Origin of the sequence: Luteimonas endophytica (assembly GCF_029887875.1) — a bacterium.
Lineage (GTDB): Bacteria > Pseudomonadota > Gammaproteobacteria > Xanthomonadales > Xanthomonadaceae > Luteimonas > Luteimonas endophytica.
Window position 1 is genome coordinate 14699 of record NZ_JARXRM010000024.1, and the last position, 26340, is coordinate 41038.

Here is a 26340-nt window from a genome sequence, read left to right on the forward strand (position 1 = left end):
GTTCCGTGCCGGTGGAAGTGCAAGCGTTCGATTCTAGCCCTTCGCCTCAGTCGAGCGCGCGATAGCGGAAATCGTGGAAACGCACCCGGCCCTCGCCCGCGGCGTACACGCCGGGCCGCAGCGACAGGAACCGGCCCACGGTATTGTGGTGGTAGCCGGAGACTTCCATCTGCACGCCGTACTTCTCCCAGGCCCGGCCGTCGCGGCTGTGGTGGATGGTCAGCACGTGGCGGTCGTGGGTCAGGCGCAGCCACAGCCGCCCGCCGGGGCCGGGCGCAAGGCGCGCCGGGCGCTCCTCGCCGTAGCGGTGCATGATGAAGTCCTCGCCGTTGGAGCCCAGCCCGGCGTACAGCCGGTCGCTGTAGAACAGCAGCGCCCCGCCGACCGCGCCCGGCTCGATCTCCATCTCCACCTCGACCTGGTAGGCCCGGTCCCCGGCGATCGCGGTCAGCGGCGAGGCGTCGCGCGGCGCGTTGCCCTTGCCCTGCAGCACCAGCGCGCCGTCCTCGAACGAGATCCGCGCCATCTCGTCGGGTCCGGGGGAGTAGAACGCCCACTGGTGGCCGAGACGGTCGCCCTCGAAGTCGTCGGACAGCGCCATGCCGTGGCGGCCGATCGGCGCTCCGGCGGGCTTGGGCAGGGGCTGGCCGAGATCGCCGCCGCGCGCTTCGAACCAGCCGTCGCCGGTCCACGCCACCGGATCGAGCAGCGCCTGCCGGCCCAGCGTCCAGAAGCCGCGTTCGTAGCCGTGGTACATCATCCACCACTTGCCCGCGGCGTCCTCGACCAGGGTGGCGTGGCCGCGCGACCACCACTGCTCCTCCGCCGACTCGGTCCGCACCACCGGGTTGTCCGGGTCGTTCTCCCAGGGGCCGTGGATCGAGCGCGAGCGGGCCACGATCACCATGTGCCCGGTCGGCGGCCCGGCGGTGCCGCCGACCGCGGTGATCATGTAGTACCAGCCGTTGTGCCGGGTGATCTTGGGGCCTTCCTGCGAGTAGCTCTCGACCACCCACGTCTCCGGGTAGCGCCAGCCGTCGTAGACGTGCTTCACCTCGCCGGCCGTGGCCAGGCCGTCGTCGGCCAGCTGCACGTAGTCGCCGCCGCTCAGGAACAGGTAGCGCCTGCCGTCCTCGCCCACGGCGTGGCCGGGGTCGATGTGGTCGGGCAGGTGCAGGTCGACCGGTTCGCTCCACGGGCCGCGGATGTCGTCGGCCCAGACCACGTAGTTGCTCCGGCCCGCGTCGGTGCGGCCGGGGAAGTAGATGTAGTAGCGGCCCTCGTGGCGCACCAGGTCCGGCGCCCAGATCGAGCCGACGCTGGTGGTGATGGCATGGCCGAGCGGCTGCCAGTTCACCAGGTCGCGCGAGTGCCACAGCGGCAGGCCCGGATAGGCGTCGAACGAGGACAGGGTGAGGTAGTAGTCGTCGCCGTCGCGCAGCACCGAGGGGTCGGGGTGGTCGCCGGCGAGGATCGGGTTGAGGAAGCTGCCGTCGCCCAGGTCGGCCTGGCGCTGGCCCTCGATGCCGCGCGCCCACTCGGGCGCGCCGCCGCGCGCGGAGCCCGGCGAAGCGCCCCGGGCGACCGGACCGGCAGCCGGGGCGGGCGTCGCCGCAGCGGCATCCGTTGCGAGCGCCGCCGGGCCGGCGAAGCCGAGGCTGGCCAGCAGGACGGCGGCGGGGAGGGTCCTAGGGAGCATGCGTTTTCCTCGGTCGGATGGTAGCGCTAACGGCGGCGCCACGGCGCGGCTTCGCGCCGATGACACCGATAGTCATCCGACCCTAGCAAAGCCCCCGCGCGGCCGCCATCGTGCGCTGCACCATCCCGCCCGCCGGCGGCGTGCAAGGTGCTCCCGTCGTGGCGCAGGAGCGGGCCACGCCCTCGAAGGCCGGCGCGAGGCCGGCGCCGGATATCGGCCCCACGCCACCGACGCCATGCGGCATCACCACCGCCACCAAGGCACGCGGGCCTTCGCGTCCATGGGTCGCTCCTACGGGAGCGCCGCGCAGGCCCCCGCCTTCGCAGGAGCGGGCCACGCCCGCGAAAGCCGGCGCCGCGGTCGGTGCCGGGCCTCGCCGCCACGCCACCGAAGCCGTCCCGCATCACCGCAGCCGCCAGGCCGCGGGCATTCGCGTCCGTCGGATGCTCCTGCGGGAGCGCGCGCGGGATGGCGCGGGCGCTGCTGCGTCAGGCCCGGAACAGCGCCGGCAGCCAGAGCGACAGCTGCGGAAACACGGTGACCACCAGCAGCACCGCCAGCGCGGCCAGCCAGAACGGCCAGATCGACCTGAGCGACTCGCCGATGCCGATCTTGCCGATCGCCGCACCGACGAACAGCACCGAACCCACCGGCGGCGTGACCAGGCCGATGCCGCCGGCCAGCACCAGCACCACCCCGAAGTGCAGCGGGTCCACGCCGAAGGCCTTCGCCACCGGCAGGAAGATCGGCGTGCAGATCAGGATCATCGGCGCCAGGTCCATGAAGGTCCCCAGCAGCAGCAGGATCGCCGCGATCACCAGCAGCACCGTGTAGCGGTTGTCGGCGAGCGCGCCGATCAGCTCCACCGCCGCCGCGGGCACCTCCAGGTAGGCCAGCAGCCAGCCGAACAGCGCCGCGGTGGCGATCACGAACAGGATCACCCCGGTGGTGCGCGCCGCGTGCGCCACCGCCTGGCGGAACGCCGCCCAGTCGAGCATCCGGTAGATCGCCACCGTCACCAGCAGCGCGTAGACCACCGCCACCGCCGCGCTCTCCACCGCGGTGAACACGCCGGCGCGGATGCCGATGAAGATCAGCGCCACCAGGCCCAGCCCCGGCAGCGCCGAGACCAGCCGCAGCAGCACCGCGCGCATCCCCGGGAACGCCTCCACCCCGTAGCCGCGCCGGCGCGCCACCAGATAGCCGGTGAACATCAGCGTCAGCGTCATCAGCAGCGCCGGGAGGATGCCGGCGGCGAACAGGTCGGCGATGGAGATGCCGCCGCCGACCGCGGCCGAATACAGGATCAGGTTGTGCGAGGGCGGCACCAGCAGCGCCACCAGCGCGCCGGTGATGCTCACGTTGACCGCGAAGTCGCGGTCGTAGCCGCGCTTGACCATCTGCGGGATCATGGTGCCGCCGACCGCCGACACGTCGGCGATCGCCGAGCCCGACACGCCGCCGAAGAACAGCGACGAGAGAATGCTGACTTGGCCCAGGCCGCCGCGGATGCGCCCGACCAGCGCCGCCGCCAGCGCGATCAGGCGCTCGGAGATGCCGCCGCGCATCATGATCTCGCCGGCGAAGATGAACAGCGGAATCGCGATCAGCGAGGCGGTGCCGATGCCGGCGCCGACCTGCTGCACCAGCACCACCGAGGGCAGGTCCAGGTACAGCAGCGCCAGCAGCGAGGCGGCGGCGAGCGCATAGGCCACCGGCACGCCGATCAGCAGCAGCAGGATGAAGCCGAAGAACAGCAGGGCGATCGCCATGTCAGCGCCCGCCTTCGCCGGCGGCGAACGCAGCGGCCAGGCGCGGCAGCGCGAACCCGGCCATCAGCAGCCCGCCCAGCGCCAGCGGCAGGAAGCCGATGCTCTGCGGCAGCGGCGCCCCGGCCATGCGGATGTCCAATCCGTCCAGCAGCAGCCGCGCGCCCCACCACGCCAGGGTGGCACCGATCGCCACGATCACCAGCGCCGCGATCGCCTCGCTGGCGCGCCGCAGCGGTACCGGCATCGCCTCGGCCAGCAGGTGGAAGCGGAAGTGGCGCTGCTCGTGCACGCCGGCGGCGGCGCCGAAGCTCATCGCCGTGCTCAGCAGCAGCAGGGTGACCGGCTCGGTCCAGCTGGGCGAATCGTTGAGCACGTAGCGCGCGAACACCTGCCATCCCTGCACGGCGACCAGGCCGAGCATCGCCACCCCGGCGACGGCGACGGCGGCGGACGACAGGCGCCCAAGGGCACGCTGCAGCGGGGACGGGGCGGGGGCTGGATCGGGGGCTGGGTGGCTCATCGTGCTCCTCAGGCGAGTGCGCGGATCTGGCGGAACAGCGGCGCGATGTCCGGCTTGGCGAGGTATTCGTCGAGCAGCGGCGCGGCCGCGGCGCGGAAGGCGGCGTGGTCGACGTCGTTGAAGCGCACGCCGTGGGCGGCGACCGCCTCGCGCGCGGCGCTCTCCGAGGCGTCCCAGAGTTCGCGCATCACCGCCACCGACGCACGCGCGGTCTCGACCAGCAGCTCGCGGTCGGACGGTGCCAGCGCGTCCAGGCTGCGGCGCGAGATCAGCAGGATGTCGGGCGCGTAGGAATGTTCGCTCTCCGACCAGTAGCCGGCCGTCTCGAAATGACGGCTGGAGTGGAAGCTGCGCATGTTGTTCTCGGCGCCATCGATCAGCCGCGTTTCCAGCGCCGAGAACACCGCGCCGAACGCCAGCGGCGTCGGGTTGGCGCCGAACAGCCGCAGCAGCCGGATGAAGATGTCCGAGAGTGGCACCCGGAACTTCAGGCCGCGCATGTCGGCGGGGCTGCGCAACGCGCGCCGGGTGTTGTAGAAACAGCGCGCGCCGGAGTCGTACACCGCCAGCCCCATCAGGCCCCGCGCGGCGAAGCCGTCCAGCACCGCGCGGCCGACCCCGCCATCGAGTGCGCGGCGCAGATGCGCCACCGAGTCGAACACGTACGGCAGGCACAGCGCCTCGGTCAGCGGGAAGGCGTTGTTGAGCGCGCCGCTGTAGACCCGGGTGATGTCGATGGCGCCGAAGCGCGCCATGTCGATGGCCTCCGATTCGCGCCCGAGCTGGCCGGAGTGGTACAGGCGGATGCGCAGGCGGCCGCCGGTCTCGCGCTCGAGGACCTGGCCGATCCACTTCACCGCCTCGACGGTGGGGTAGCCGTCGACGTGCACGTCGGTGGCGGTGAGCCGCCCCGGCGCACCCGCCTGCGCGGACCGCGGCAGCAGCGGCGCGCAGGCAGCGCCGAGTCCGGCGGCAAGGAAGCGGCGCCTGTCGATCACGTCCGCTCCCGCGCCGCCACCGCGCGCCCCTCGATCGTGCCGCACTGCTCGAACTCCACCCGGGCGGCCTGTCCGACTGCGATGTCGTGGATGCCGGTGGCATTGCCGGTCGCGATCAGCTCGCCGCGGCGCAGCGGGCGGCCGCGCCGGGCCGAGCGCGACAGCGCGAACGCATACGCCGCCAGCAGCCCGCCCGGCAGGGTGGTGGCGCCGCCGCGGCCGACGCATTCTTCCTCGATCCAGGTGGAAGCCACCAGGTCCGCCTCGGCGATGCCGCGCCAGCCGTGGATCTCGCGGCCCATCACCAACCCGTTGTTGTTGCCGAAATCGGAGACCACCACGCGCGGGCCGAGCGCATTGATGGTGGCCAGCGGGCTGCTGGCGATCTCGATGCCGGTGTGCAGGCTGGCGGGCAGCGCCGCGGCCTGCTCCGGGGTCCAGTCGGTCTGGTCCGGCGGCGCGTCCTCCAGCAGCCGCAGCACGTACTCGGCCTCGACCGCGGCGAAGCCCCCGGAAAACACCGGCAGCTCCACCGGCCGCGCCGCGTCCTCGACCTGCCACAGGTTGCGCCGGAAGATCGGCCCGAGCAGGCGCTCGTCGCCGGAGCCGTCGCGGCGCGCGGGTTGGATGTAGCCGACCTTCCAGCCCACCACCTCGTCCGGCCACCGCGCGATCGCCAGGTCCTGCACCGCGTAGGCCGCCACCAGGTCCGCGGGAATCTCGCCGGGGAACGCCGGCAGCGCCGCCCCCGCCAGCCGCGCCCGCACGAACGCGCCGGCGATCGCCTCCGCGTCCTGTCCCTGGCGCGGAGCGTTCGCCGCGCTGTCGTTGCCGTTGCTCAAGTCCGTGTTCTCCCTGCCTGCCGATGTTGCGGTGCACATGGCGCCGCCCTCCGATGTTCGTATATGGTAAACCGGTGTCATTTTCAATGTGCAGTGCGGCATAAGCTGGCGGCACGGACGGCGGTTCCACGATCCGGAGGGAGACCATGCAGTCGATCACACCAGCGCCGGCGATGCTGCCGCGCGTCCTCGCCATGCTGTTCGCGGCCGCGCTGCTCGCGCCGGCGCACGCGGCGCCCGCCGCCGACCGGGCGCTGGCGTTCCCCGGGGCGCAGGGCTGGGCCGCGCACACGCCGGGCGGGCGTGGCGGGCGGATCATCCGCGTCACCACCCTCGACGCCAAGGGGCCCGGCTCGTTCACCGAGGCGGTGCAGGCCACCGGCCCGCGCATCGTGGTGTTCGAAGTCGGCGGCGTGATCGATCTCGGGGTCGAGACGGTCCGCATCGACGAGCCCTTCCTGACCATCGCCGGGCAGACCGCGCCCCAGCCCGGCATCACCCTGATCCGCGGCGGCCTGGTGATCGCCGCCCACGACGTGGTGGTGCGCCACATCCGCGTGCGCCCCGGCGAGGCCGGGCGGGCCAAGCGCGAAGGCCCCGACTTCGATGCCATCACCACGGTGCGCGGCGCCCGCGACGTGATCGTCGACCATTGTTCGCTGACCTGGGCCACCGACGAGAACCTCTCCGCCTCGAGCACCCGTTTCGCCGGCGAGACCCCGGAGGAATGGCTGCGGAACGCATCGCGGCGGATCACCTTCAGCAACAACATCCTCGCCGAGGGCCTGGCCGACTCGGTACACCCCAAGGGCGAGCACTCCAAGGGCTCGCTGATCCACGACCACGTCAACGACGTGCTGATCGTCGGCAACCTGTACGCCCACAACATGGAGCGCAACCCGCTGTTTAAGGGCGGCGCCCGCGGCCAGGTGATCAACAACCTGATCTACAACCCCGGCCAGAAGGCGGTGCACTACAACCTGATCGCCGAGGAGTGGATCGGCCACCAGCCCTACCAACCCGGGCAGATGGTGCTGCGCGGCAACGTGATGCGCGCCGGCCCGGACACCGGCGAGCTGGCGTTCTTCATGCTCGGCGGTTCCGGCGACGTGGAACTGTACGCCGAGGACAACCTGGTGGTCGACCGCATCGGCGAACCGCTGCCGCAGACCGGCCGCTACACCACGGCGCCGGCCGGGCTGGTCCGGCTGCGGCGGGCGCCGGACCTGCCGTTCGGCGTCGAGCCGCTGCCGGCGGCCCGGGTGCAGGATGCGGTGATCGCCGACGCCGGCGCGCGCCCCTGGGACCGCGACCAGATCGACCGGCGCATCGTCGCCGACGTCATCGAGGCGCGCGGCGCGATCATCGACAGCGAGCGGGCGGTCGGCGGCTATCCCGACCATGCCCAGACCCGCCAGCCGTTCGTCGAGGCCGACTGGGACCTGGAGACCATGGAGCCGCTGCGCCCGCTGCCGCGCGGCGAACCGCTGCGCTAGCGCCGGAGCGGAACGATGACGGGCGGCGCTTCGCGTTCGCAACGGCGGCCTTGGCGGCATGGGCGCATCCGCGCGGTGGCGCTCGCCCTCGCGCTGTGCCTGCCGCCGGTGGCCGCGGGCGCGCAGGGGTGGGCGCCGGGCGCCGAAACCGCGCAGGAACGGGCATCGCGGATCGCGCTGTGGCCGGCGCGATCCGCCGCCGCCGGGGCGGGCGCGGGCACGGCCGGCGTCCCGGCCCAGCGCATCGTCGAACGCAGCGCCGATCCCCGGGTGCCCGACCGCTTCATCGAGCACGTGCGCGACCCCTACCTGGCGGTGTACGCGCCCGCCTGCGGGAGCGACGGCGGTCGCCAGCGCCCCCCGTGCGGTCACGGCACCGCGCTGCTGGTGATCCCCGGCGGCGGCTACGTGCGGGTCGTGCTCGACAAGGAAGGCACCGCGCTGGTGCCCGACTTCGTCGACACCGCCGGCATCACCCTGTTCGTGCTGCGCTACCGCCTGCCGGGCGACGGCCACCTCGAGGGCGCCGACGCCCCGCTGGCGGACGCGCAGCGGGCGCTGCGCATCATCCGCGAACGCGCCGCCGCGCTCGGCCTGGACCCGCAGCGCGTCGGGGTGATGGGCTTCTCCGCCGGCGGCCACGTCGCCGCGCGGCTGGCGACCGCGCGAACGGCCGCATACGCCCCGGTCGACGGGATCGACCGCCGGTCGGCACGCCCGGATTTCGCGCTGCTGGTCTATCCGGTGATTTCGATGGCGCCGGACGTCGCCCACGCCGGCTCGCGGCGGGAGATCCTCGACGCCTCGGCAGGGAACGGCGACGTCCGCGCGCGCGAGCGGCGCTACTCGCCGGACCTCCACGTGGGCCCGGACACGCCGCCGCTGTTCGTGCTGCACGCGCAGGACGACGACGCGGTGCCGGTCGCCAACAGCCTGGCGATCCACGCCGCAGCGCTGCGCGCGGAGGTGCCAGCTTCCCTGCATGTCTTTCCCCGCGGCGGCCACGGCTTCGGCACGCGCGCGGCCCACGGCGCCCTCGCGGCCTGGCCGCGGCTCGCCATCGACTGGATCCAGGAGCAGGCCCGCCCATGAACGGTTTCCCCCCGGGCTTTCTACAGCGGCCCCATGACCCGCATCGCCGCCGACTGCTCGGCGCGGCGGTCTCGGTGGCGGCCGCCGCCGCGCTGCCGGCGCCGGCGGCATTCGCGACCCCGGCGCGCACCACCACCGCGCGCACCCGCGGCGGCCGCATCGGCGGCGCGATCGAGCAGGACGTGCACGTGTTCCGCGGGGTGCCCTATGGCGCCGACACCGCCCCGCGCCGCTTCCAGCCGGGCCTGCCGGAGGCACCGTGGCGCGGCGTGCGCGACGCGCTGGCCTACGGCGCGCCGGCGCCGCAGCGCAGCGCCGCAGGCCCGGGCAGCGAGGACTGCCTGTTCCTCAACGTGTGGACCCCGGGCCTGCGCGACGGCGCCCGCCGCCCGGTCCTGGTCTACCTCCACGGCGGCGGCTTCGACAACGGCTCGGGCAGCGACCCGCTGTACGACGGCGGCAACCTGTGCCGGCGCGGCGACGTCGTGGTGGTGACGCTGAATCACCGGCTCAACGCCTTCGGCTATCTCTACCTGCGCGACCTCGGCGACGCGTCGCTCGCGCACTCGGGCAACGTCGGCCAGCTCGACCTGGTGCAGGCGCTGCGCTGGGTGGCCGAACACGCCGCCGAGTTCGGCGGCGACGCCGGCAACGTCACCCTGTTCGGGCAATCGGGGGGCGGCGCCAAGATCGCCACGCTGATGGCGATGCCGGCCGCGCGCGGCCTGTTCCATCGCGCCTGGACCATGAGCGGCCAGCAGGTGACCGCGGCCGGGCCGCGCGCGGCGACCCAGCGCGCGCAGCTGTTCCTCGACGCGCTCGCGATCGCGCCGGCCGATCTCGACCGGCTGCGCACCCTGCCGCTGCAGGCACTGCTCGATGCGCAGTCGGTGCGCGACCCGTCGCGGGTGGAGGACAGCAGCCTGTACTTCGGCCCGGTGGTCGATACCGTCTCGCTGCCGCGGCATCCGTTCTGGCCCGATGCCCCGCCGCAGTCGGCGGACGTGCCGATGGTGATCGGCAACACCCGCGACGAGACCCGCGCCTTCCTAGGCGGCGACGCGGACAACTTCGCCCTGACCTGGGAGTCGCTGCCGGCGAAGCTGCGCACCCAGCAGTACGTCGACCTCGACCCGGGCGTGGTGGTCGCCGAGTACCGGCGGCTGTATCCCGACTACACCCCGTCGGAAGTGTTCTTCGCCGCCACCACCGCCGGGCGCTCCTGGCGCGGCGCGGTGGAGGAGGCGGAGGCGCGCGCGCGCCAGGCGCAGGGCGCCGCCCCGACCTGGGCCTATCAGCTCGACTGGTACCCCGACACCGACGAGGGCCGGCGCCTGCGCGCGTTCCATACGCTCGACATCCCGCTGGTGTTCGACAACATCGCCCGACCGGGATCGCGGACCGGAACGGCAGCGGACGCGCGGCGGGTCGCCGACGCGATGAGCGGTGCGCTGCTCGCATTCGCGCGCGACGGCGACCCGCGCAGCGGCGCGACCGCCGGTTGGACGCCCTACTCGCTCGCGCGCCGCGAGACGATGGTCTTCGGCGCCGCCCCCCGGCTAGAGCACGATCCGCGCGGTGCCGAGCGTGCGCTGTACCAGCGCGCTCCGTTCATCCAGCGCGGCACGATGTAGGGCGGCGATCCTGCCGGGCGGCTCGCCGATGCCCGCCCGCCTCTCGCCCGCCATCGGTCCACGACCACCGTTCCCAAGGAGGCCCGCGATGCTCGATCTCTCCCGACGCCGGATGCTGCAGGCCGCGTGCGGTTCGGCGGCGCTCGGGCTGCTGCCGGCTGCGGCTGCGGCCGCGGCCGGCCGCGGCGAAGCGGGATTCGTGCCGATGACCCCGCAGGACCTGCAGCTGCGCTACCGGGTGCCCGCACGGCAATGGGTCGACGCACTGCCGCTGGGCAACGGCCGGATCGGCGCCATGGTCTGGGGCGGCACGGCCCGGGAGCGGCTGCAGCTCAACGAAGACACGCTGTTCGCCGGCGGTCCGCACGATGCGGTCAATCCCCGCGCGCGCGCGGCGCTGCCCGAGGTGCGCAGGCTGATCTTCGCCGGCCGCTACGCGGAGGCCGAGGCCCTGGCGTCGGACACCCTGATGGCGGTGCCGCTGCGGCAGATGCCGTACCAGGCGCCCGGCGACCTGTGGATCGACTTCGACGGCATCGACGATGTCGCCGGCTATTCGCGCACGCTCGACCTCGACACCGCGATCGCCAGCTCGCGCTTCACCGCCGGCCCGGCGACGCACGTGCGCGAAACGTTCGTCTCGGCGGTGGACCGGTGCGTGGTGATGCGGCTCGCATGCGATCGGCCCGGCGGACTGACCGGCCTGCTCTCGGCGACCTGCGACCTGGACCATACCGTGACCGCCTCGCCCGACGGGCTGTTGCTGGCCGGCCGCAACGGCAGCCGCCACGGCATCGCCGGCGCGCTGCGCTTCGCCGTGCGCACCCGCTTGCTGCAACGCGGCGGCCGCGCGGCGGTCCGCGACGGGCGGCTGCGTTTCGAAGGTGCGGACGAGATCGTGCTGATGATCGCGCTGGCCACCAGCCACGTGCGCTACGACGATGTGAGCGGCGACCCCGAAGCCATCACCCGCCACCAGATCGAAACCGCTGCCGCGCGCGGCTACGAGGCGCTGCGCAGCGAGCATGTCGCCGAACACCGGCGCCTGTTCCGCCGCGTCACGCTCGACCTGGGCCGCACCCCTGCCGCCGAGCGCCCCACGCACGAACGGGTGGAGCGGTTCGCGAGCGAGGACGACCCGGCGCTGGCGGCGCTGTATTTCCAGTACGGGCGCTACCTGCTGATCTCGAGCTCGCGGCCCGGGTCGCAACCGGCCAACCTGCAGGGCATCTGGAACGACCTGCAGGACCCGCCGTGGTCGAGCAAGTGGACGCTCAACATCAACACCCAGATGAACTACTGGCCGGCCGAGGTCGGTGCGCTGCCCGAGTGCGTGGAACCGCTGGAACGGATGGTGTTCGAGCTGGCCGAGGCCGGCGCGCGCACCGCGCGCCGGATGTACGGCGCCCCGGGGTGGGTGGTTCACCACAACACCGACCTGTGGCGGCAGACCGCGCCGATCGACGGCGCGCGCTTCGGCCTGTGGCCGATGGGTGGCGCCTGGCTGCTGCGACATCTCTGGGATCGCTGGGACTACGGCCGCGACCCCGGCTACCTGCGGCGGATCTATCCGCTGTTCCGCGGCGCGGTCGAGTTCTACCTGGCCTTCCTGGTCGAGGACCCGGCCACCGGCGAGCTGGTCACCAATCCTTCGCTGTCCCCCGAGAACCGGCACCCGCACGGCTCGTCGCTGTGCGCGGGGCCGGCGATGGACTCGCAGTTGCTGCGCGATCTGTTCGCCCAGTTCGCCGAGGCCGCGATGCGCCTGAAGGTCGATCGCGAGCTTGTCGAACGGGCGGACGCGGCCGCGGCGCGGCTGCCCGCCGACCGCATCGGCCGTGGCGGCCAGCTGCAGGAGTGGCGCCAGGACTGGGACCTCGACGCTCCGGAGCCGGATCATCGCCACGTCTCGCACCTGTATGCGTTGCACCCGGGGCACGCGATCAACGTGCGCGACACCCCAGGGTTGGCGGCCGCGGCGCGCACCTCGCTGCGGCTGCGCGGCGACGAGGCGACCGGCTGGGGCATCGGCTGGCGCATCAACCTGTGGGCGCGGCTGGGCGACGGGGCCCATGCCTACCGCGTGCTGGAGATGCTGCTCAGCCATGCGCGGACCTATCCCAATCTCTTCGATGCACACCCGCCGTTCCAGATCGACGGCAACTTCGGCGGTGCGGCGGGCATCGCCGAGATGGTGGTGCAGGACTGGGGCGGGGAGATCTTCCTGCTGCCGGCGCTGCCGCCGCGGTGGCCGAACGGGCGCTTCGAGGGCGCGCGCCTGCGCGGCGCCGCGCGACTGGACCTGGCGTGGCGCGACGGCGCGCTGGATTCGGCGCGGCTGACCAGCGATCGCGGCGGCGAGTACCGCGTCTCGTGGCGCGGCAGCGCGCTGGCCGTCGTGCTGGAGGCCGGGGAACACGCGACGCTGCACCGGGGCGAAGACGGCGCGCTGCAGCGGGCATGACCGCTGCGGTCCTGCCCCGCCGCGCGATCAGCAGTCGTCGTCGGCGCCGGCCGCGTAGCGCAGGCCACGCGCCAGGTGCGCGCGGAACACCGGGTCGGCGTACAGGCCCGGGGCGTGCCCCAGGCCGGTGTACCAGCTGCGGCCACCGTCGAACTCCCGGCACCAGGCGATCGGGTGGTCCACGCCCATCGTGCCGCCCTCGTAGTCGCCGCTCGCCAGCGTCGCGATCAGCCGGACCCGGTCGCGCGGATCGCGCTTGAAGTTGTAGAACTCGTCGGTGACCCGCCAGGTCCCGTCCGCCGCTCCCGGCGGATCGACGAAGCGCACGCGCGCGGTCTGCAGTCCGGGCGGATGGCTCTCGAACCAGGCGCCGACCAGCTCGCCGTACCACGGCCAGCCGTGTTCGGTGTCCGCGGCCGAATGCACGCCCATGAAGCCGCCTCCCGCGCGCACGAACTGCTGCAGCGCGGCCTGTTGCGCCTCGTCGAGAACGTCGCCGGTGGTGTTGGCGAACACCACGGCGCGGTAGCGGGCCAGTTCCGCCGCGGTGAACCGCGCCGGATCCTCGGTATGCGCGAATCGCAGCCCGGCTTCGCCGGCCAGGCCGCGCAGCGTCTCCACCGCCTGCCCGATGGAGTCGTGCCGCCAGCCGCGCGTGGCGGTGAACACCAGCACCCGGGCCCCCGGGCCATCCCGCTCCGGCGCCGGGGAGGCCGCCATCGGCACCGCCGCGGACGCGGAGGCGGCGGCCAGGACGACCATGCCCGCGGCTGCGAACCGCGTGCTCCGCCGGGCCCGGGGGCCCGGCGGTGGCGGCCGCTCAGAACCGGTAGCGGAACCCGAGCTTGTAGACCCGGCCGGTGTGGTCGTACTCGTAGCGCCGGCGGGCGGTGATATCGGTCCAGCGGTCCTGGTAGTCATCGGTCAGGTTCAGACCCTCGAGGGTCATCTCGAAGCGCTCGTTGAACTTGTAGCCCAGCGAAGCGTCCACGTTCAACGTGCCCTCGTAGCCCTCGAAGCGGTTGCCGGTGCCGCTGGTCCCGTCGATGTAGTCGCTGCGATAGGCCGCGGAAACGCGGGCGTCGAAGCGCTGGTTCTCGTAGAACAGGGTGAAGTTGTACGAGTTCTTCGACAGGCCGAACAGGCGTTCGGTCACGATTTCGTCGCCGAAGGTGTAATCGACCTCGGAGTCGACCCAGGTGTAATTGCCGATCACGCCCATGTTGCGCAGCAGCGGCACGCCCTCGGCGAACAGCGACAACGGCATCTGGAAGCCGAGTTCGAAGCCCTTCAGCTTGCCGCCGGGACCGTTGTCGACGGTGGAAATGGTCCACGGCCGGCCTTCCGGATCCTGCTCGGCCGGGGAGGTCGGCACCAGCAGCGACAGCGGCAGCCCGGTGGAGGCGTAGGTACCGGTGCGCTCGGTGCGGATCGGTCGCGAGTCGATGTCCTTGTAGAACACCGCCAGCGAAAGGATCGACTCCGGCGCGAAGTACCACTCCAATGCCGTGTCGAAGGCGCTGGCGCGGGTCGGATCGAGGAACGGGTTCTGGAACGAGACGCGGTAGTTGAAGCTGTCGACGCTGCCGCCAGGGGTGAGGCTGCCCAACCCCGGCCGGGTCATCACCTTCGCCGCCGACACGCGCCAGATCAGGTCCGGCGTGAGCGACCAGGCGAAGTTGGCCGAAGGAAGCGTGTCGGTGTAGGTGGGCCGGTCGACGATCACGTACACGCCCGAGTTGTAGCCGCCCGACGACTGGTCGGTCTCGACGTAGCGCACGCCCAGGTCGAAGCGAAGGTCGCGCCCGGCCAGTTCGGTGGCGCCGTTGAACTGCAGGAAATACGCCATGTCCTCTTCCACGACACCGCGGACGTTGCCCTGGTCCAGGCGCATCGGCAGGCCGCGCAGGCCGATGAAATCGCTCCAGGCATCGAGGTCTGGCACGACCCACTGGGTGGTCGAGCCCGGGCCGGTGTCGTCGTCGAAACGATAGCCTTCCGACAGATCGCCGGTGGCGGGGATGCCGTAGAAGTCGTCGACGCCGTCGCCGTCCGGATCGCAGTCGTAGAGCCCGGCCGCGCAGACGCCCGAATCGCGGATGCCGCCCCAGGTCTCGAATTCGAACTTGCGGTACGTCGCGCCGGCCTGCAGCCAGTAGGAAGGGCTGAAGGCCCACTCCACGTCGGCCGAGACCGTGTCGAAGGTATGGTCGGTGCGGCTCGGCCGGTCGCGGAACTCCGACATCTGGAAGATCGCCGGATCGTTGACGTCGGCGCCGTTGTACGCGATCACCGGGTATTCGTCGTCGGTGTAGTCGTACACGAACCCGTCGTAGTCGCGGTCGTCGTACATGAAGGTGATTTCGTGCGGGAACTCGAGCTTGGAGGTCGAGCGGCCGATCATCATGTGACCCGAGACCGCGTCGGTGAAGTGCTGTTCGAGATCGACGCTCCACTGGGTGAACTCGGTGGTCCAGGCCTTCTCGAAGTTCTCCGAGCGCACCCAGGCGTTGTCGACCTCCATCATGTCGAGGTTGTTGGTGACCGGGTCGATGGCGTAGTCGGTGACGTCCATGCCGTCCTCGTTGCCGCGGAACAGCACCTCCAGCCACTTCTCGCGACGGGCCGCGTCGAGCTTGGAATGCAGGACATCGACACTGAGCCGGGTGGAATCGCTCGGCCGCAGCTCGAAACTGCCGGTGAGCCCGAGGCGCTCGCGCTCGACCTCGATCATGCCGTAGCGGGGAATACGCGGATGGAACGCTTCGGCGACCTCGGCGCAGCCTGGGTCGGCCGGGTTGTCGGCGCACACCACGCCCCCCACCGAGCGGAACTCGGCCTGCTGCCAGCGCACCGTGTTCTGGCCGAGTTCCTGCGTGGTGTTGTCAGAATAGGCGGCCGAGAACGACACCCCCCAGACGTCTCCTGGATCGCGATAGGCGAACAGCGCAGCCGCGCGCGGACCGGCGTCCTCGGTGACGTCGTTGTACTGGCCTTCGCCCGAGACCACGAAGGTGCGGCCGTGCTCGTAGCCGAACGGGTTGCCGGTGTTGAGGTCGACCACCGCGCCCAGCGATCCCTCGTCGAGGCCGGCCGATGCGGTCTTGTGGACGATGATCGAGTTGAACAGCTCGGAGGCGAACACGTTGTAGTCGAAATCGCGGCCGCGGTTGGGGCCGCCCTCGCCGCCGGTGGCGGCGATCGCCTCCATGCCGTTGACCCGGACCCGGGTGAATTCGCCGGACAGGCCGCGCACGGAGATGTTGCGGCCCTCGCCGGAGTCGCGGGTGATGGTGATGCCGGGGATGCGCTGCAGCGACTCGGCCAGGTTCTGGTCGGGGAAGTCGGCGATGTCCTCGGCGACGATCGCATCGATCGAGCCGACGCTGTCGCGCTTGAGATCCAGCGCGCGGACCAGGCTGGCGCGGTAGCCGACCACCTGGATGGCGTCCAGTTCGGTGGCGTCCGGCGCCGGGCTGGCGGCCGGCGTGGCCGGGGCCTGGTCGGGCTGCTGCTGCGGCGGCTGCTGCGCCAGGGCCGTGGCGGCAGCGACCTGCAGCGCCACGCCGATCGCCGCAGCCAGCAAGGTAACCGGTGTCTTTTTTGTCTCGAGTCGATACCGCATTGCATCCCCTCCTCTGGCGTCGTTCCGCTCTGTGTGGCGGTTCTTGACTGGGTGAACCCGCTTGCTATCGTGTGGTCTGCGGCCGGAATGACACCGCTGGTCAAAACCGTAGCAAAACTCCGTCGGCGAAGCATGCTGCGTTGCGGCAAGGCTTCCGGGCGGTCCCACGCGCCGGTCCCGCGGCATCGGAGACGACATGACCCAACGACGGATCCTCTGCTTCGGCGAGCTGCTGCTGCGGCTCGGCGCCCCCGGCCGCGAACGGCTGCTGCAGTCGCCGCGCTTCGACGTGCACGTGGGCGGGGCCGAGGCCAACGTGGCGGTGTCGCTGGCGCGCCTGGGGCATGCCGCCGCGCTCGCCGGTACGGTCTCCGACGATGCGCTCGGCGACGCCGCGCTTGGGGAGTTGCGCCGCCACGGCGTCGACACCGGCGCGGTGCGCCGCGCTGCGGGGCGCATGGGCCTCTACTTCCTGTCCACCGGTGCCGGGTTGCGCCCGAGCGAGGTGCTGTACGACCGCGCCGGCTCGGCGTTCGCCACGGCCCCGGCCACCGGCCACGACTGGCCGGCGCTGCTGGAGGGCGTCGACTGCCTGCACCTGTCGGGGGTCACGCCCGCCCTCGGCCAACCTGCGGCCGAGGCGGCCATCGCCGCCGCGCGCGCCGGCCGCGCCGCCGGCGCGCTGGTGTCGTTCGACGGCAACTTCCGGCCGCGCCTGTGGGCCGCGTGGGACGGCGACCCGGCGGCGATCCTGCAGCAGCTGCTGGCGGAGGCCGACCTCGCCTTCGCCGACCACCGCGACATCGGCGTGGTGCTGGGCGAGAACCCCGCGGCCGCCGCGGACGACCACGAGACGCGCATCGTCGCGGCCGCCGCCCGCGCCTTCGCCGCGTTTCCGCGGCTGCAGCGTATCGCCACCACGTTGCGGGTCCAGCACAGCGTCGACCGGCACTCGCTCGGCGCACTGATGGTGGCCCGCGGCGGCGGGGTGGAACGCGCGCCGGCGCGCCAGCTGGAGGGGATCGTCGACCGCATCGGCGCCGGCGACGCCTTCGCCGCCGGGGTGCTGCACGGCCTGCTCACCGGCATGGACGACCGCGGCGCGCTGCGCTTCGGGCTGGCCGCGGCCTGCCTCAAGCACGCCCAGCCGGGCGACGCGCATCTGGCCTCGGCCGACGAGATCGCGGCCTGCGCGCGCGAGGAGCGCCTGGACGTCAGGCGCTGACCCGCACGGGACCGCAACGGACGGCGCCCGGCGTTGGCCGGGCGCCGCGGAAACCCGATCGCGAGGGTGGTCAGAACACCGGGCAGAAACAGTAGGCCATGCCGCGCGCCGCGACGCCGCGATCGTTGGCCAGCGCCTGTTCGAACACGCGCACGTGGCGCTCGAGCTCGGGCACCGTGCGGGCGAGCAGCAGCTGCGCCAGGCCGGCATCGCGCAGCAGTACCGCGCCGGCGCGGGTGCCCGCCAGGTCGGCCATGAACTTGGCGAACGGCGAGGCCTCCTTCTCGATGTAGCGGACCCGGTAGTCGCCCTCGCCGAGCTCGGCGCGGCGCGCGGCATCGGCGATGGCGGCGCGGAAGCCGCCGAGTTCGTCGACCAGGCCGCGGTCCCTGGCCTGCGCACCGCTCCATACCCGGCCACGCGCGACCCGGTCGATCGCCGCCGGGCGGGCGCCGCGACCGGCGGCGACCTTGTCGACGAAATCGTTGTAGATCTTCTCGATGCTGGCCTGGATCAACCGGCCCACGTCCGGCTCCAGCGGCCGGGTGATGTCGAACGCGCCGGCCAGCCGGGTGGTGCCGACGCCGTCGGTATGCACGCCGATGCGATCCAGGGTGCGGGTGATGTTGGGGAACAGCCCGAACACCCCGATCGATCCGGTGATGGTCGACGGATCGGCGAAGATGCGGTCGGCGTTCATGCTGATCCAGTAGCCGCCCGAGGCGGCCACGTGGCCCATCGACGCGACCACCGGCTTGCCGGCCGCCTTCAACGCCACGACTTCGCGGTTGATCTGCTCGGAGGCATAGGCCGAACCGCCCGGCGAGTTGACCCGCAGCACCACCGCCTTGACGTGCTCGTCCTCTAGCGCCTCGCGCAGCAGCGCCGCGGTCGATTCGCCGCCGACGCTGCCCGGCGGCTGGATGCCGTCGCTGATCGCACCCTCGGCCACCACCACCGCCACCTGGCGCTCGCGTGGCGTGCGCGGCAGGCCGCCGTCGACGTGCGCGAGGTAGCCGTCCAGGTCGACGCTGCGGAAACCGGCCTCGGCGTCCTCGTCGGCCACGCCCCGCTCGACCAGCAGGTCCTCGACCTCGCGGCTGGTCTTGAGACCGTCGACCAGGCCCTGCTCCAGCGCGTAGCGCGCCAGGTCCCCGCCGAGCGCGGCGACGCCGTCGGCCATGCCGTCGATGCCGGCCTCGAGCTGCTCCACGCTCAGCCCCCGCGCCTCGGCGATGTCGGCCAGGTGGCGCTGCCACAGGTCGTTGAGCCAGTACAGGTCGGCCTGCTTGGCCTCCGGCGAAGCGGCGTTGAGCACGTAGGGCTCGACCGCCGACTTGAACTCGCCGACCTTGAACACGTGGACGTCGACGCCGAGCTTGTCCTGCAGGGCCTCGCCGAAGTACGGCCCGTAGCTGGCGAAGCCCTCGAGGCCGACGCCGCTGCCCATCGGGTCGATGTAGATCTCGTCGGCCTGCGCCGCCAGCAGATAGGCGCCCTGCGAGAACGACTCGCCGTAGGCGACGATCTGCTTGCCGCCGGCGCGCAGGTCGCGCAGCGCGCCGGCGACCTCGCGCAGGATGGCGATGCCGGAGGGCTGCAGCCGGTCGACGCGCAGGTAGACGCGCTCGACGTTCTCGTCGGCGGCGGCGGCCTCGATCGCGCGCAGCAGGTCGCGCAGCTGCACCTCCGGCGCACTGTCGTCGCCGAGCATGCGCGCCAGCGCGCGCGAGGCCGGGTCGGTGGTGTATTGCTCGACGATGCGCCCCTCCGGGGCGATCACCAGGGTGGTGCGGTCGAGCATCGGACGGGTGGTGTCGCCGGCCGCCAGCACCGCCAGCACGAACAGCAGCAGAGCGAAGAACAGCAGGTTGAACACCAGCCGCCGGGTGAAGTTCATCGCATCCCAGATGCCCCCCAGCAGGCGGGCCACGGGACCGCGACGGCGCGGTTCGTTCATCGGATTGTGCTCCGGAAAGAGATCGGGTCTGGCCACAGCTTAGCCGTCCGGCGCCGGGGATTCATGCGCCGGAGGTCACCGTGCCTGGCGGCGCGGCCACCCGCCGGCTGCTGCGCAGGAACCGCAACCCCAGCAGCAGCGCCGCCACGGTGAGGCCGGCGATCAGCCCGATCCACATCCCGCGCGGCCCCCAGCCCAGCCCCAGGCCCAGCCCGGCGCCGAGCGCCATGCCCACGCCCCAGTAGGCCAGCGCCGCCAGCAGCATCGGCACCCGGGTGTCCTTGAGCCCGCGCAGCGCCCCCGCGGACAGCACCTGGATGCCGTCGGGGAACTGGAAGGCGGCCGCCAGCAGCAGCAACGAGGCGGCCAGGGCCGCGACCGCGGCGTCGCCGGTGTAGAGACCGGCGATGAATTCGTTGCCGGTCAGCAGGCCGATGCCGGTCAGGGTCTGGGTGCCCAGCACCAGCGCCAGCCCGGCGAAGGCGGCGCGGCGCACGCCCGGCGCCCCCAGCCCGCCGCCGATCGCGTGCCCCACCCGCACCGTGGTGGCCTCGGCCAGGCCGAACGGCACCATGAAGCACAGCGCCGCCACGTTGATCGCGATCTGGTGCGCCGCCGCCGGCACCTCGCCGAGACGGCCGATCAGCAGCGCGGTGGCGATGAACAGCCCGCCCTCCATCGCCACGGTCACCCCGATCGGCAGGCCGACGCGCAGCATCTCGCGGATCGGCGCCCAGCGCGGCGGGTCGAAACGCGCGAACAGGCCGAGGTCGGCGAAGCGGCGTGCGCGGGCGAGATAGAGCGCGAAGCCGGCCGCCTGCGCCCACAGCATCACCGAGGAGGCATAACCGATCCCGGCCGCGCCCAGTTCCGGCAGCCCGTACAGACCGAAGGTGAGCACGATCCCCACCGGCACCAGCAGCAGCAGGCCGCCGAAGCCGAACAGCATCGTCGGCAGGGTCCAGTGCAGGCCGTCGCTGAGATAGCGCATGCAGTAGTAGAGCGTCAGCGCCGGCACGCCCCAGCGGATCGCGTGCAGGAACTCGGCGGCACCCGGGCGGATGCCCGCGGCGATGCCCAGCGGCGCGAGCGCGTGCACGCTCAAGGTCATGAAGACGAACAGCAGCAGCCCCAGCGCCAGGCCCAGCCACAGCGATTGCCGGAACAGCGCGCCGATCCCGCCGCGGCGGCCGGCGCCGTCGAGCTGCGACACCGAAGGCGGCAGCGCCATCAGCGTGCCCATCGGGATCATGATCGGCAGCCAGAACATCGCCGTGCCCACCGAGACCGCGGCCAGGGTGGTGGTGCCGTGGCGCCCGGCGATCATGCTGTCGACCAGGCCGATCATGCCGGTGGCGACGTGGCCGGCGACGAGCGGCCCGGCCAACACGGCGGTGGTGCGCACTTCACTGCCGAAGCGCGGCGCGGCGGGAGCGGACGGGGACATGGGGAAGTCCGTTGCGGACTGCGGCCGCGCGGCCGAGCGGATGTCGGGCGCTGGCGCCGGGTCCTGGCGGGCCGCTATCTTAATGGGCCAGGCCTACGAACGCATGCCCGTCCGCGCGGCCATGCCAGGGAACCCCGCGAATGTCCGTCCCCAGCCCGTCCCCGGACGCTCCCGCGCCGCTGCGCGCCTGCGAGAACTGCGGCACCGCCCTGCAGGGCGCGTTCTGCCACCTGTGCGGGCAGTCCGAGCACAGCCCGACCCGGCATCTGGGGCATGCGATCGAGGAGGTGTTCGAGTCGTTCTGGCACCTGGACGGCCGGATCTTCCGCACCCTGCGCGAAATGTTCGTGCCGGGGCGGGTGGCCAACCGCTATCTCGCAGGGCACCGGGTGCGCTATGTCGCGCCGATGCGCCTGTTCGTGATCCTCAGCCTGCTGACCGTGTTCGTGGCCAAGCTGGCGATCGGCGATGCGTTCGCCCCGCAGGACGCTGCCAGGGCCACCGAGACCAGCGCGGTGGAGACCTACGAGATCGACCGCGCCGGCTTCGCCGCGGCACCGACCGTGGAGGCGGTGGATGCGCTGCGCGATCGCGAACTCGAACGCCTCGCGGCCGAGCGTGCGGCGCTGGGCGCGGACGCGGCGGACGCGGCGCGCGCGCGGATCGCCGCGGCCGAGCGCGTGGTGAACGCCGAAGCGGCGGCCCGCCGCCGCCGGCTCGAGCGCGCCGCGCGCGATGGGGCCGACGGCGCTGCGGGCGCGGAGCCGGAACCGCGCGACGAGGACGGCTTCGACGCGCGCCTGGAGCGCAACCTCGAGGCCTACTCCGCGCGCCGGGACGGCGCCGCCGCCATGGCCCGCACCCTGATCGGCGCCGCACCGATGACGCTGTTCATCCTGGTGCCGCTGTTCGCCGCGCTGCTGAAGCTGCTCTACGTGCGCCATCCCCGAACCTACCTGGAACACGTGGTGGTCGCGCTCTACAGCCACGCGTTCCTGATGCTCGCGCTGCTGATGGTCTTCGCGCTGGCGCTGCTGGGCGGCTGGCTGGCACCGGCGCTGCCCTGGGCGATCCACCCGGTCAGCTGGCTGCAGGCCCTGCTGCTGGCATCGATGCCGCTGTATCTGCTGCTGATGCAGCGGCGCGTGTACCGGCAGGGCTGGCTGAAGACCCTGCTCAAGTACTGCATCCTCGGCCAGATCTATCTCTTCATGTTCCTGTTCGTGGCGCTCGGCACCGGGCTGTACGCGATCGCGGGAATGTAGCGGCGCGGCGGCGACCGCTCACGGCGCCGGGCCGACCTGGCGCCGCAGCCAGGCGCCGCGGTTCTCGGGCGGTGTGGTCAGCAGCGCTCGGCGCAGATCGGCGCGCCGTTCCGGCGGGATGCGCTGCGCCAGCACCGCCAGGTCGGCGCGGCCGCGGGCGCCGAGCCCGCGCAGCGCTTCGAGCAGCGGGGCGCGCTCCGATTCGGGGACCAGCGCGAACAGGCCGTGCAGCTGCGGCCAGTCGGCCCCCAGGTCCGGCCCGAGCATCCAGCCGGCGCGTTCGTAGCCGTCGAGTTCGGCCCAGCGCTGGTTGAGCGCCTGCTGCCGCTCGGGCGGGAGCGCGGCGTAGGTGCGCGCGGCCTCGCGCAGGCGCTCGCGCTCCGATTCGGGCAGCGCCTGCCAGGCCGCCCAGGCGTCGCGCCGCTCGCGCTGCACCTGCCGCGGCAGCGCATCCCATTCGGCGACGCGCCGGCGCAGCTCGGCGCTTTGCTGCGGCGACATCGCCCGCATCCGGGCGTGGCGCTGGGCCAGCCGCGCCCGTTCGGCGGACGGCAGCGCAGCGGCGTGGCGCTGCAGCGCAGGCGGCAGCGCCAGCGCCGCCGGAGCCAGCAGCAGCGCCAGCGCGGCCGCGACCAGGCTAGCGCGCATCGGCCGGCTCGAGGGTGGCCTGGTCGGAATCGGCCGGGGTCTCGTCGCGCTGCGGGCGCGCGATGTCCTGGTCGCCGCCGCGCTCGAGCAGCACCGCCAGCCAGGCATGGAAGGCGGGGTCGCGGGCGGCGGCATCGCCTCCATCGGCGCTCAGCAGTTCGAAGTCGGGATGGGTCAGCAGCGCGATCTCGGCGTCGTAGACCGCGGCGGGCGGCTCCGCCGGCGGCAGCGGCTCGGAGACGATTCCCGGGGGCGGGGCGGAACCGCCCCCCGCCCCCGGCAGGACGAACGTCGCCGCCAGCGCCGCCAGCGTCAGCAGCGCCACCGCACCCAGCGCCGGCCACAGCCAGCGCGGACGCAGCGCGGCGCCAGGCACGGCATCGCGCTGCGGGGTCGGCAGGTAGGCGCGGCCCGCCAGGACCGCCTCGCGCATCCGCGCCAGTTCGGCCAGGCGCGCCGGCGGCAACTGCCGCACCGCCTGTTGCGCCGCCTCGCCCAGGGCGCGCCACGACCCGGCATCCGGCTGGCCCTGGTCGTCGCGTGGCAGCGCCCGGCGCAGCGCCAGGCGGTAGGTCGGGCGCGAGATCCCCAGGACCGCCGCCGCTTCCGCTTCGGAGACATGGGCGACCAGGCGCAGCAGCAGCGCGGCGCGCGGGCCGTGCCCGACCCTGGCCAGCGCCGCGAACTGCGGGGGCCACTGCGCCGCCGCGGGCGCCTCGCGCAGCGGCGGCGCGGCGAGCAGCTGCGCCCAGAACCGGCGCGGCCAGTCGCCGAACGGGGTCCGCGCGGCGGTGTCGCGGAACGTCTCCATGGCCGCGGCCAGGGCGGCATCGCCGGCCCCGGCATCGCCGCCCTGGAGGTGCGCGAACACCGCGGCGCGGCGCTCGACGCCGCGCAGGAACGCGCTCACCGCGGCGGAGTCCGTTGCGACGTCGGTCACAGTCGGGAATGGGGGTGGGTGGGCGTCATCGCGCCCGCATGATAGCCACGCATCGCGGCCACGGCGCCCTTGACATCTGCCCGGAAACCGCTCTCGGGCAGGGGCGGCCGACAACGGTTGTGCACAGCGGTCACGCGACCGTCATCCACGCCGCCTGCACGCGGCCCGAACGCATTGTTTCGGGACTGTTTCACGGCCAACGCGTTGATAAGAAAGGAATATCCAGATGTGGCGCTTTTTTCGCCAAGATCGCGTTCACGCGATGCGTGATGGCTGCACGGCCCGCCGAGAGGCCGCCATGCACAGGGTTATCCACAAGTTGTGTGGATAACGGGAAATCTTCTTTGGCGGCCGGGGCTTGCACGCAACAACGCACAGCCGGATGGAGCATTGGCCCGCAACTCGGGGCGGGCCCGGGGGGGTCGGGTCGCGCCCCGAAAACCCATAGACTGGCGCGATGCCTGCCGTCCCCGCAGCCGTCGAAGCCGTGCTTCGCGTCGCCCTGCCGCTGCCGCTGCCGCGGCTGTTCGACTACCGTGCCCCGCCGGCCTGGCGCGCCGACCAGGCGGCGGTGGGCTGCCGGGTGCGGGTCCCCTTCGGGCCGCGCGAACTGGTCGGGGTGGTGGCCGCCACCGGCCCGGCCGACCCCGCCGCACCGGAGCTGCGCGAGGTGCTCGAGCGGCTCGACCCGGAACCGCTGCTGCACGGGGAGCTGTTCGCGTCGCTGCAGTGGCTGGCGCGCTACTGCCATGCACCGCTGGGCGAGGTGCTCGCCACCGCGCTGCCGGCTGCGCTGCGCCGCGGCGAGCCGCAGCCCGACACCCGCACCTGGGCGTGGCGGCTGACCGAGGCGGGCAACACCGCCCAGGCGGCGATGCGCGCGGGGCGGCCCAAGCGCCTTGCCGACCTGCTGCACGCCGCCCCGCGCGACGAGGAAGCGCTGGACGACCTGCTCGAAGGCTGGCGCGGCGCCGCGCGCACCCTCGCCGGCCGCGGGCTGGTCGAGCGGGTCGCGGTGCCGGCCTCGCAATTGGCGCCGGCGCCCGGGGCGGGACCCGAGCCGAATCCCGAACAGGCCCGGGCGATCGGCGCGGTCCTGGCGAGCACGGGCTTCGCACCGCTACTGCTCGACGGCGTCACCGGCAGCGGCAAGACCGAGGTCTACCTGCACGCCATCGCCGACTGCCTGGCGCGCGGCCGCCAGGCGCTGGTGCTGGTGCCGGAGATCGGCCTGACCCCGCAGACCCTGGCGCGCTTCCGTGCCCGCCTCGGGGTGCCGGTGCATGCGCTCCACTCGGGGCTCAACGACGCCGAGCGCGCCCGGGTCTGGAGCGCGGCGCTGCGCGGCGAGGCGCGGGTGGTGGTGGGGACCCGCTCGGCGGTGTTCACGCCGCTGCCGGAGGCCGGACTGATCGTGGTCGACGAGGAACACGACGGCAGCTACAAGCAGCAGGACGGGATCCGCTACCACGCCCGTGACTTCGCCCTGGTCCGCGCCAGGGCGCTGGAGGTCCCGGTGGTGCTGGGCAGCGCCACGCCATCGCTGGAGTCGCTGCACAACGCCGGCAGCGGGCGCTATCTGCACCTGCGGCTTTCGCAGCGCGCCGGCAACGCCCGGCCGCCCCCGGTGCGGGTGCTCGACGTGCGCAAGCGAGCGCTCGACAACGGGCTGTCGCGCGAGCTGCTCGAAGCGATCGATGCCGCGCTGGCGGCCGACGGCCAGGTGCTGGTGTTCCGCAACCGCCGCGGCTACGCACCGGTGCTGCTGTGCCACGATTGCGGCTGGAGCGCCCAGTGCCGCCGCTGCGACGCGGCGATGACGGTGCACGGCGGCGGCCGCAGGCTGCAATGCCACCATTGCGGCCATCGCCAGGCCGCCCCGCCGGCCTGCCCCGATTGCGCCGGCCTGGCGCTGCAGCCGCAGGGCGTCGGGACCGAGCGGCTGGAGGAGATGCTGATGCAGCGCTTCGGCGCACGCGTGCCGGTGCTGCGCATCGACCGCGGCAGCACCCGCCGCCGCGACGCCCTGCAGAAGCATTTCGAGACCCTGGGCGAGCGCCCGGGGTTGCTGGTCGGCACCCAGATGCTGGCCAAGGGCCACGACCTGGCGGGGCTGACCCTGGTGGCGGTGGTGGGGATCGACGAGGGCCTGTTCTCGGCCGATTTCCGCGCCGCCGAAAAGCTCGCGCAGCTGCTCATCCAGGTGGCCGGCCGCGCCGGCCGCGCCGAGCGCGCCGGCGAGGTGCTGCTGCAGACCCATCATCCCGACCACCCGCTGCTCCAGACCTTGATCAACGGCGGCTACCACGCCTTCGCCGCCAGCGAGCTGGCGCAACGCGAGGAAGCGGGGTTCCCGCCGTTCGCACACATGGCGCTGCTGCGCGCCGAGTCCAGGCATGCGGACCCGCCGATGGCGTTCCTGCAGCGCGCGCGTGCACTGCTCGCCGAGGCCGCATCCCGATCCGGCGACAGCGTCGACGGGGGCCTGGTCCTGCACGGGCCGCTGCCGGCGCCGATGGCGCGCCGCGCCGGAATGTACCGCGCACAACTGCCGCTGTCGGCGCTGCAGCGCCGCGACCTGCACCTGGCGCTGGATCGCGCCCTGCCGGCCATCCACGCACTCCCCGAAGCGCGCCGCACCCGCTGGTCGCTGGACGTCGATCCGGTGGATCTCTACTGATCCGCCCCCCGCGCTCCCCGGGTTCTGGATCAC

Annotated in this window: 17 protein-coding genes and 1 pseudogene; 7 read left to right on the forward strand and 11 right to left on the reverse strand. The window is 73.1% G+C overall.

Annotation, left to right across the window (positions count from 1 at the left end; all coding sequences use genetic code 11):
- Positions 1-46: 46 nt before the first annotated feature.
- The 5 genes and pseudogenes from QFW77_RS05345 to QFW77_RS05365 form a co-directional block, all read right to left on the reverse strand.
- A pseudogene (locus tag QFW77_RS05345) lies at positions 47-1540 on the reverse strand (family 43 glycosylhydrolase); the annotation flags it as partial.
- A gap of 647 nt (positions 1541-2187) precedes the next feature.
- The gene (locus tag QFW77_RS05350; RefSeq protein ID WP_280573327.1) at positions 2188-3471 is read right to left on the reverse strand and encodes a TRAP transporter large permease; all 1284 of its coding nucleotides are present in this window, start codon (positions 3469-3471) and stop codon (positions 2188-2190) included.
- A 1-nt stretch (position 3472) separates the two neighbouring features.
- Entirely contained in the window at positions 3473-3991 is a 519-nt protein-coding gene (locus QFW77_RS05355; RefSeq protein ID WP_280573328.1) for a TRAP transporter small permease, read from the reverse strand.
- Between the two features lie 8 nt (positions 3992-3999).
- Positions 4000-4989 (reverse strand): TRAP transporter substrate-binding protein, encoded by a 990-nt coding sequence (locus QFW77_RS05360; protein ID WP_280573329.1) that lies wholly within the window; start codon positions 4987-4989, stop codon positions 4000-4002.
- A complete protein-coding gene (locus QFW77_RS05365; RefSeq protein ID WP_425603282.1) occupies positions 4986-5870 on the reverse strand; it encodes a 2-keto-4-pentenoate hydratase in 885 nt (294 codons plus the stop codon). Before QFW77_RS05365 ends, QFW77_RS05360 begins: the two co-directional genes overlap by 4 nt.
- A 107-nt stretch (positions 5871-5977) precedes the next feature.
- Here QFW77_RS05365 and QFW77_RS05370 point away from each other — a divergent pair, with 107 nt between their 5' ends.
- From QFW77_RS05370 to QFW77_RS05385, 4 genes are all read left to right on the forward strand, one after another.
- Complete coding sequence (locus QFW77_RS05370; RefSeq protein ID WP_280573331.1) at positions 5978-7327, forward strand: pectate lyase family protein; 1350 nt, start codon at positions 5978-5980, stop codon at positions 7325-7327.
- A 15-nt stretch (positions 7328-7342) separates the two neighbouring features.
- Positions 7343-8419, forward strand: a complete 1077-nt coding sequence (locus tag QFW77_RS05375) for an alpha/beta hydrolase (protein WP_425603283.1) — start codon at positions 7343-7345, stop codon at positions 8417-8419.
- Positions 8416-10053 carry a carboxylesterase/lipase family protein gene (locus tag QFW77_RS05380; protein WP_280573333.1) on the forward strand — a complete coding sequence of 546 codons (1638 nt, stop codon included), beginning with the start codon at positions 8416-8418 and terminating at the stop codon, positions 10051-10053. Before QFW77_RS05375 ends, QFW77_RS05380 begins: the two co-directional genes overlap by 4 nt.
- Before the next feature lie 88 nt (positions 10054-10141).
- Positions 10142-12517, forward strand: coding sequence for a glycoside hydrolase family 95 protein (locus tag QFW77_RS05385; RefSeq protein WP_280573334.1), 2376 nt, complete (start codon positions 10142-10144; stop codon positions 12515-12517).
- Between the two features lie 27 nt (positions 12518-12544).
- On the opposite strand, the gene QFW77_RS05390 is transcribed toward QFW77_RS05385, so the two are convergent.
- Both QFW77_RS05390 and QFW77_RS05395 read right to left on the reverse strand, forming a co-directional pair.
- The gene (locus QFW77_RS05390) at positions 12545-13279 is read right to left on the reverse strand and encodes a ThuA domain-containing protein (protein ID WP_280573335.1); all 735 of its coding nucleotides are present in this window, start codon (positions 13277-13279) and stop codon (positions 12545-12547) included.
- A gap of 58 nt (positions 13280-13337) precedes the next feature.
- On the reverse strand, positions 13338-16142 hold the full coding sequence (locus QFW77_RS05395) for a TonB-dependent receptor (RefSeq protein ID WP_280573336.1): 2805 nt from the start codon (positions 16140-16142) through the stop codon (positions 13338-13340).
- A 196-nt stretch (positions 16143-16338) separates the two neighbouring features.
- Here QFW77_RS05395 and QFW77_RS05400 point away from each other — a divergent pair, with 196 nt between their 5' ends.
- The gene (locus tag QFW77_RS05400) at positions 16339-17367 is read left to right on the forward strand and encodes a sugar kinase (RefSeq protein WP_280573337.1); all 1029 of its coding nucleotides are present in this window, start codon (positions 16339-16341) and stop codon (positions 17365-17367) included.
- A gap of 70 nt (positions 17368-17437) precedes the next feature.
- Here the strand turns inward: QFW77_RS05400 and sppA are convergent, their stop codons facing one another.
- Positions 17438-19327 carry a signal peptide peptidase SppA gene (sppA, locus tag QFW77_RS05405; protein ID WP_280573338.1) on the reverse strand — a complete coding sequence of 630 codons (1890 nt, stop codon included), beginning with the start codon at positions 19325-19327 and terminating at the stop codon, positions 17438-17440.
- Positions 19328-19388: 61 nt separating this feature from the next.
- On the reverse strand, positions 19389-20774 hold the full coding sequence (locus QFW77_RS05410; protein ID WP_280573339.1) for an MATE family efflux transporter: 1386 nt from the start codon (positions 20772-20774) through the stop codon (positions 19389-19391).
- Between the two features lie 140 nt (positions 20775-20914).
- Between QFW77_RS05410 and QFW77_RS05415 the strand changes: the two genes are divergently transcribed.
- Positions 20915-22039, forward strand: a complete 1125-nt coding sequence (locus QFW77_RS05415; RefSeq protein ID WP_280573340.1) for a DUF3667 domain-containing protein — start codon at positions 20915-20917, stop codon at positions 22037-22039.
- A gap of 18 nt (positions 22040-22057) precedes the next feature.
- Here the strand turns inward: QFW77_RS05415 and QFW77_RS05420 are convergent, their stop codons facing one another.
- Together QFW77_RS05420 and QFW77_RS05425 are read right to left on the reverse strand one after the other, a co-directional pair.
- Positions 22058-22687, reverse strand: coding sequence for a DUF3106 domain-containing protein (locus QFW77_RS05420; RefSeq protein ID WP_280573341.1), 630 nt, complete (start codon positions 22685-22687; stop codon positions 22058-22060).
- Positions 22677-23597, reverse strand: coding sequence for an RNA polymerase sigma factor sigma-70 region 4 domain-containing protein (locus QFW77_RS05425; protein ID WP_280573342.1), 921 nt, complete (start codon positions 23595-23597; stop codon positions 22677-22679). Before QFW77_RS05425 ends, QFW77_RS05420 begins: the two co-directional genes overlap by 11 nt.
- 487 nt (positions 23598-24084) lie before the next feature.
- On the opposite strand from QFW77_RS05425, the gene QFW77_RS05430 reads away from it, so the two are divergent.
- Positions 24085-26307, forward strand: coding sequence for a primosomal protein N' (locus QFW77_RS05430; RefSeq protein ID WP_280573344.1), 2223 nt, complete (start codon positions 24085-24087; stop codon positions 26305-26307).
- Positions 26308-26340: the final 33 nt, after the last annotated feature.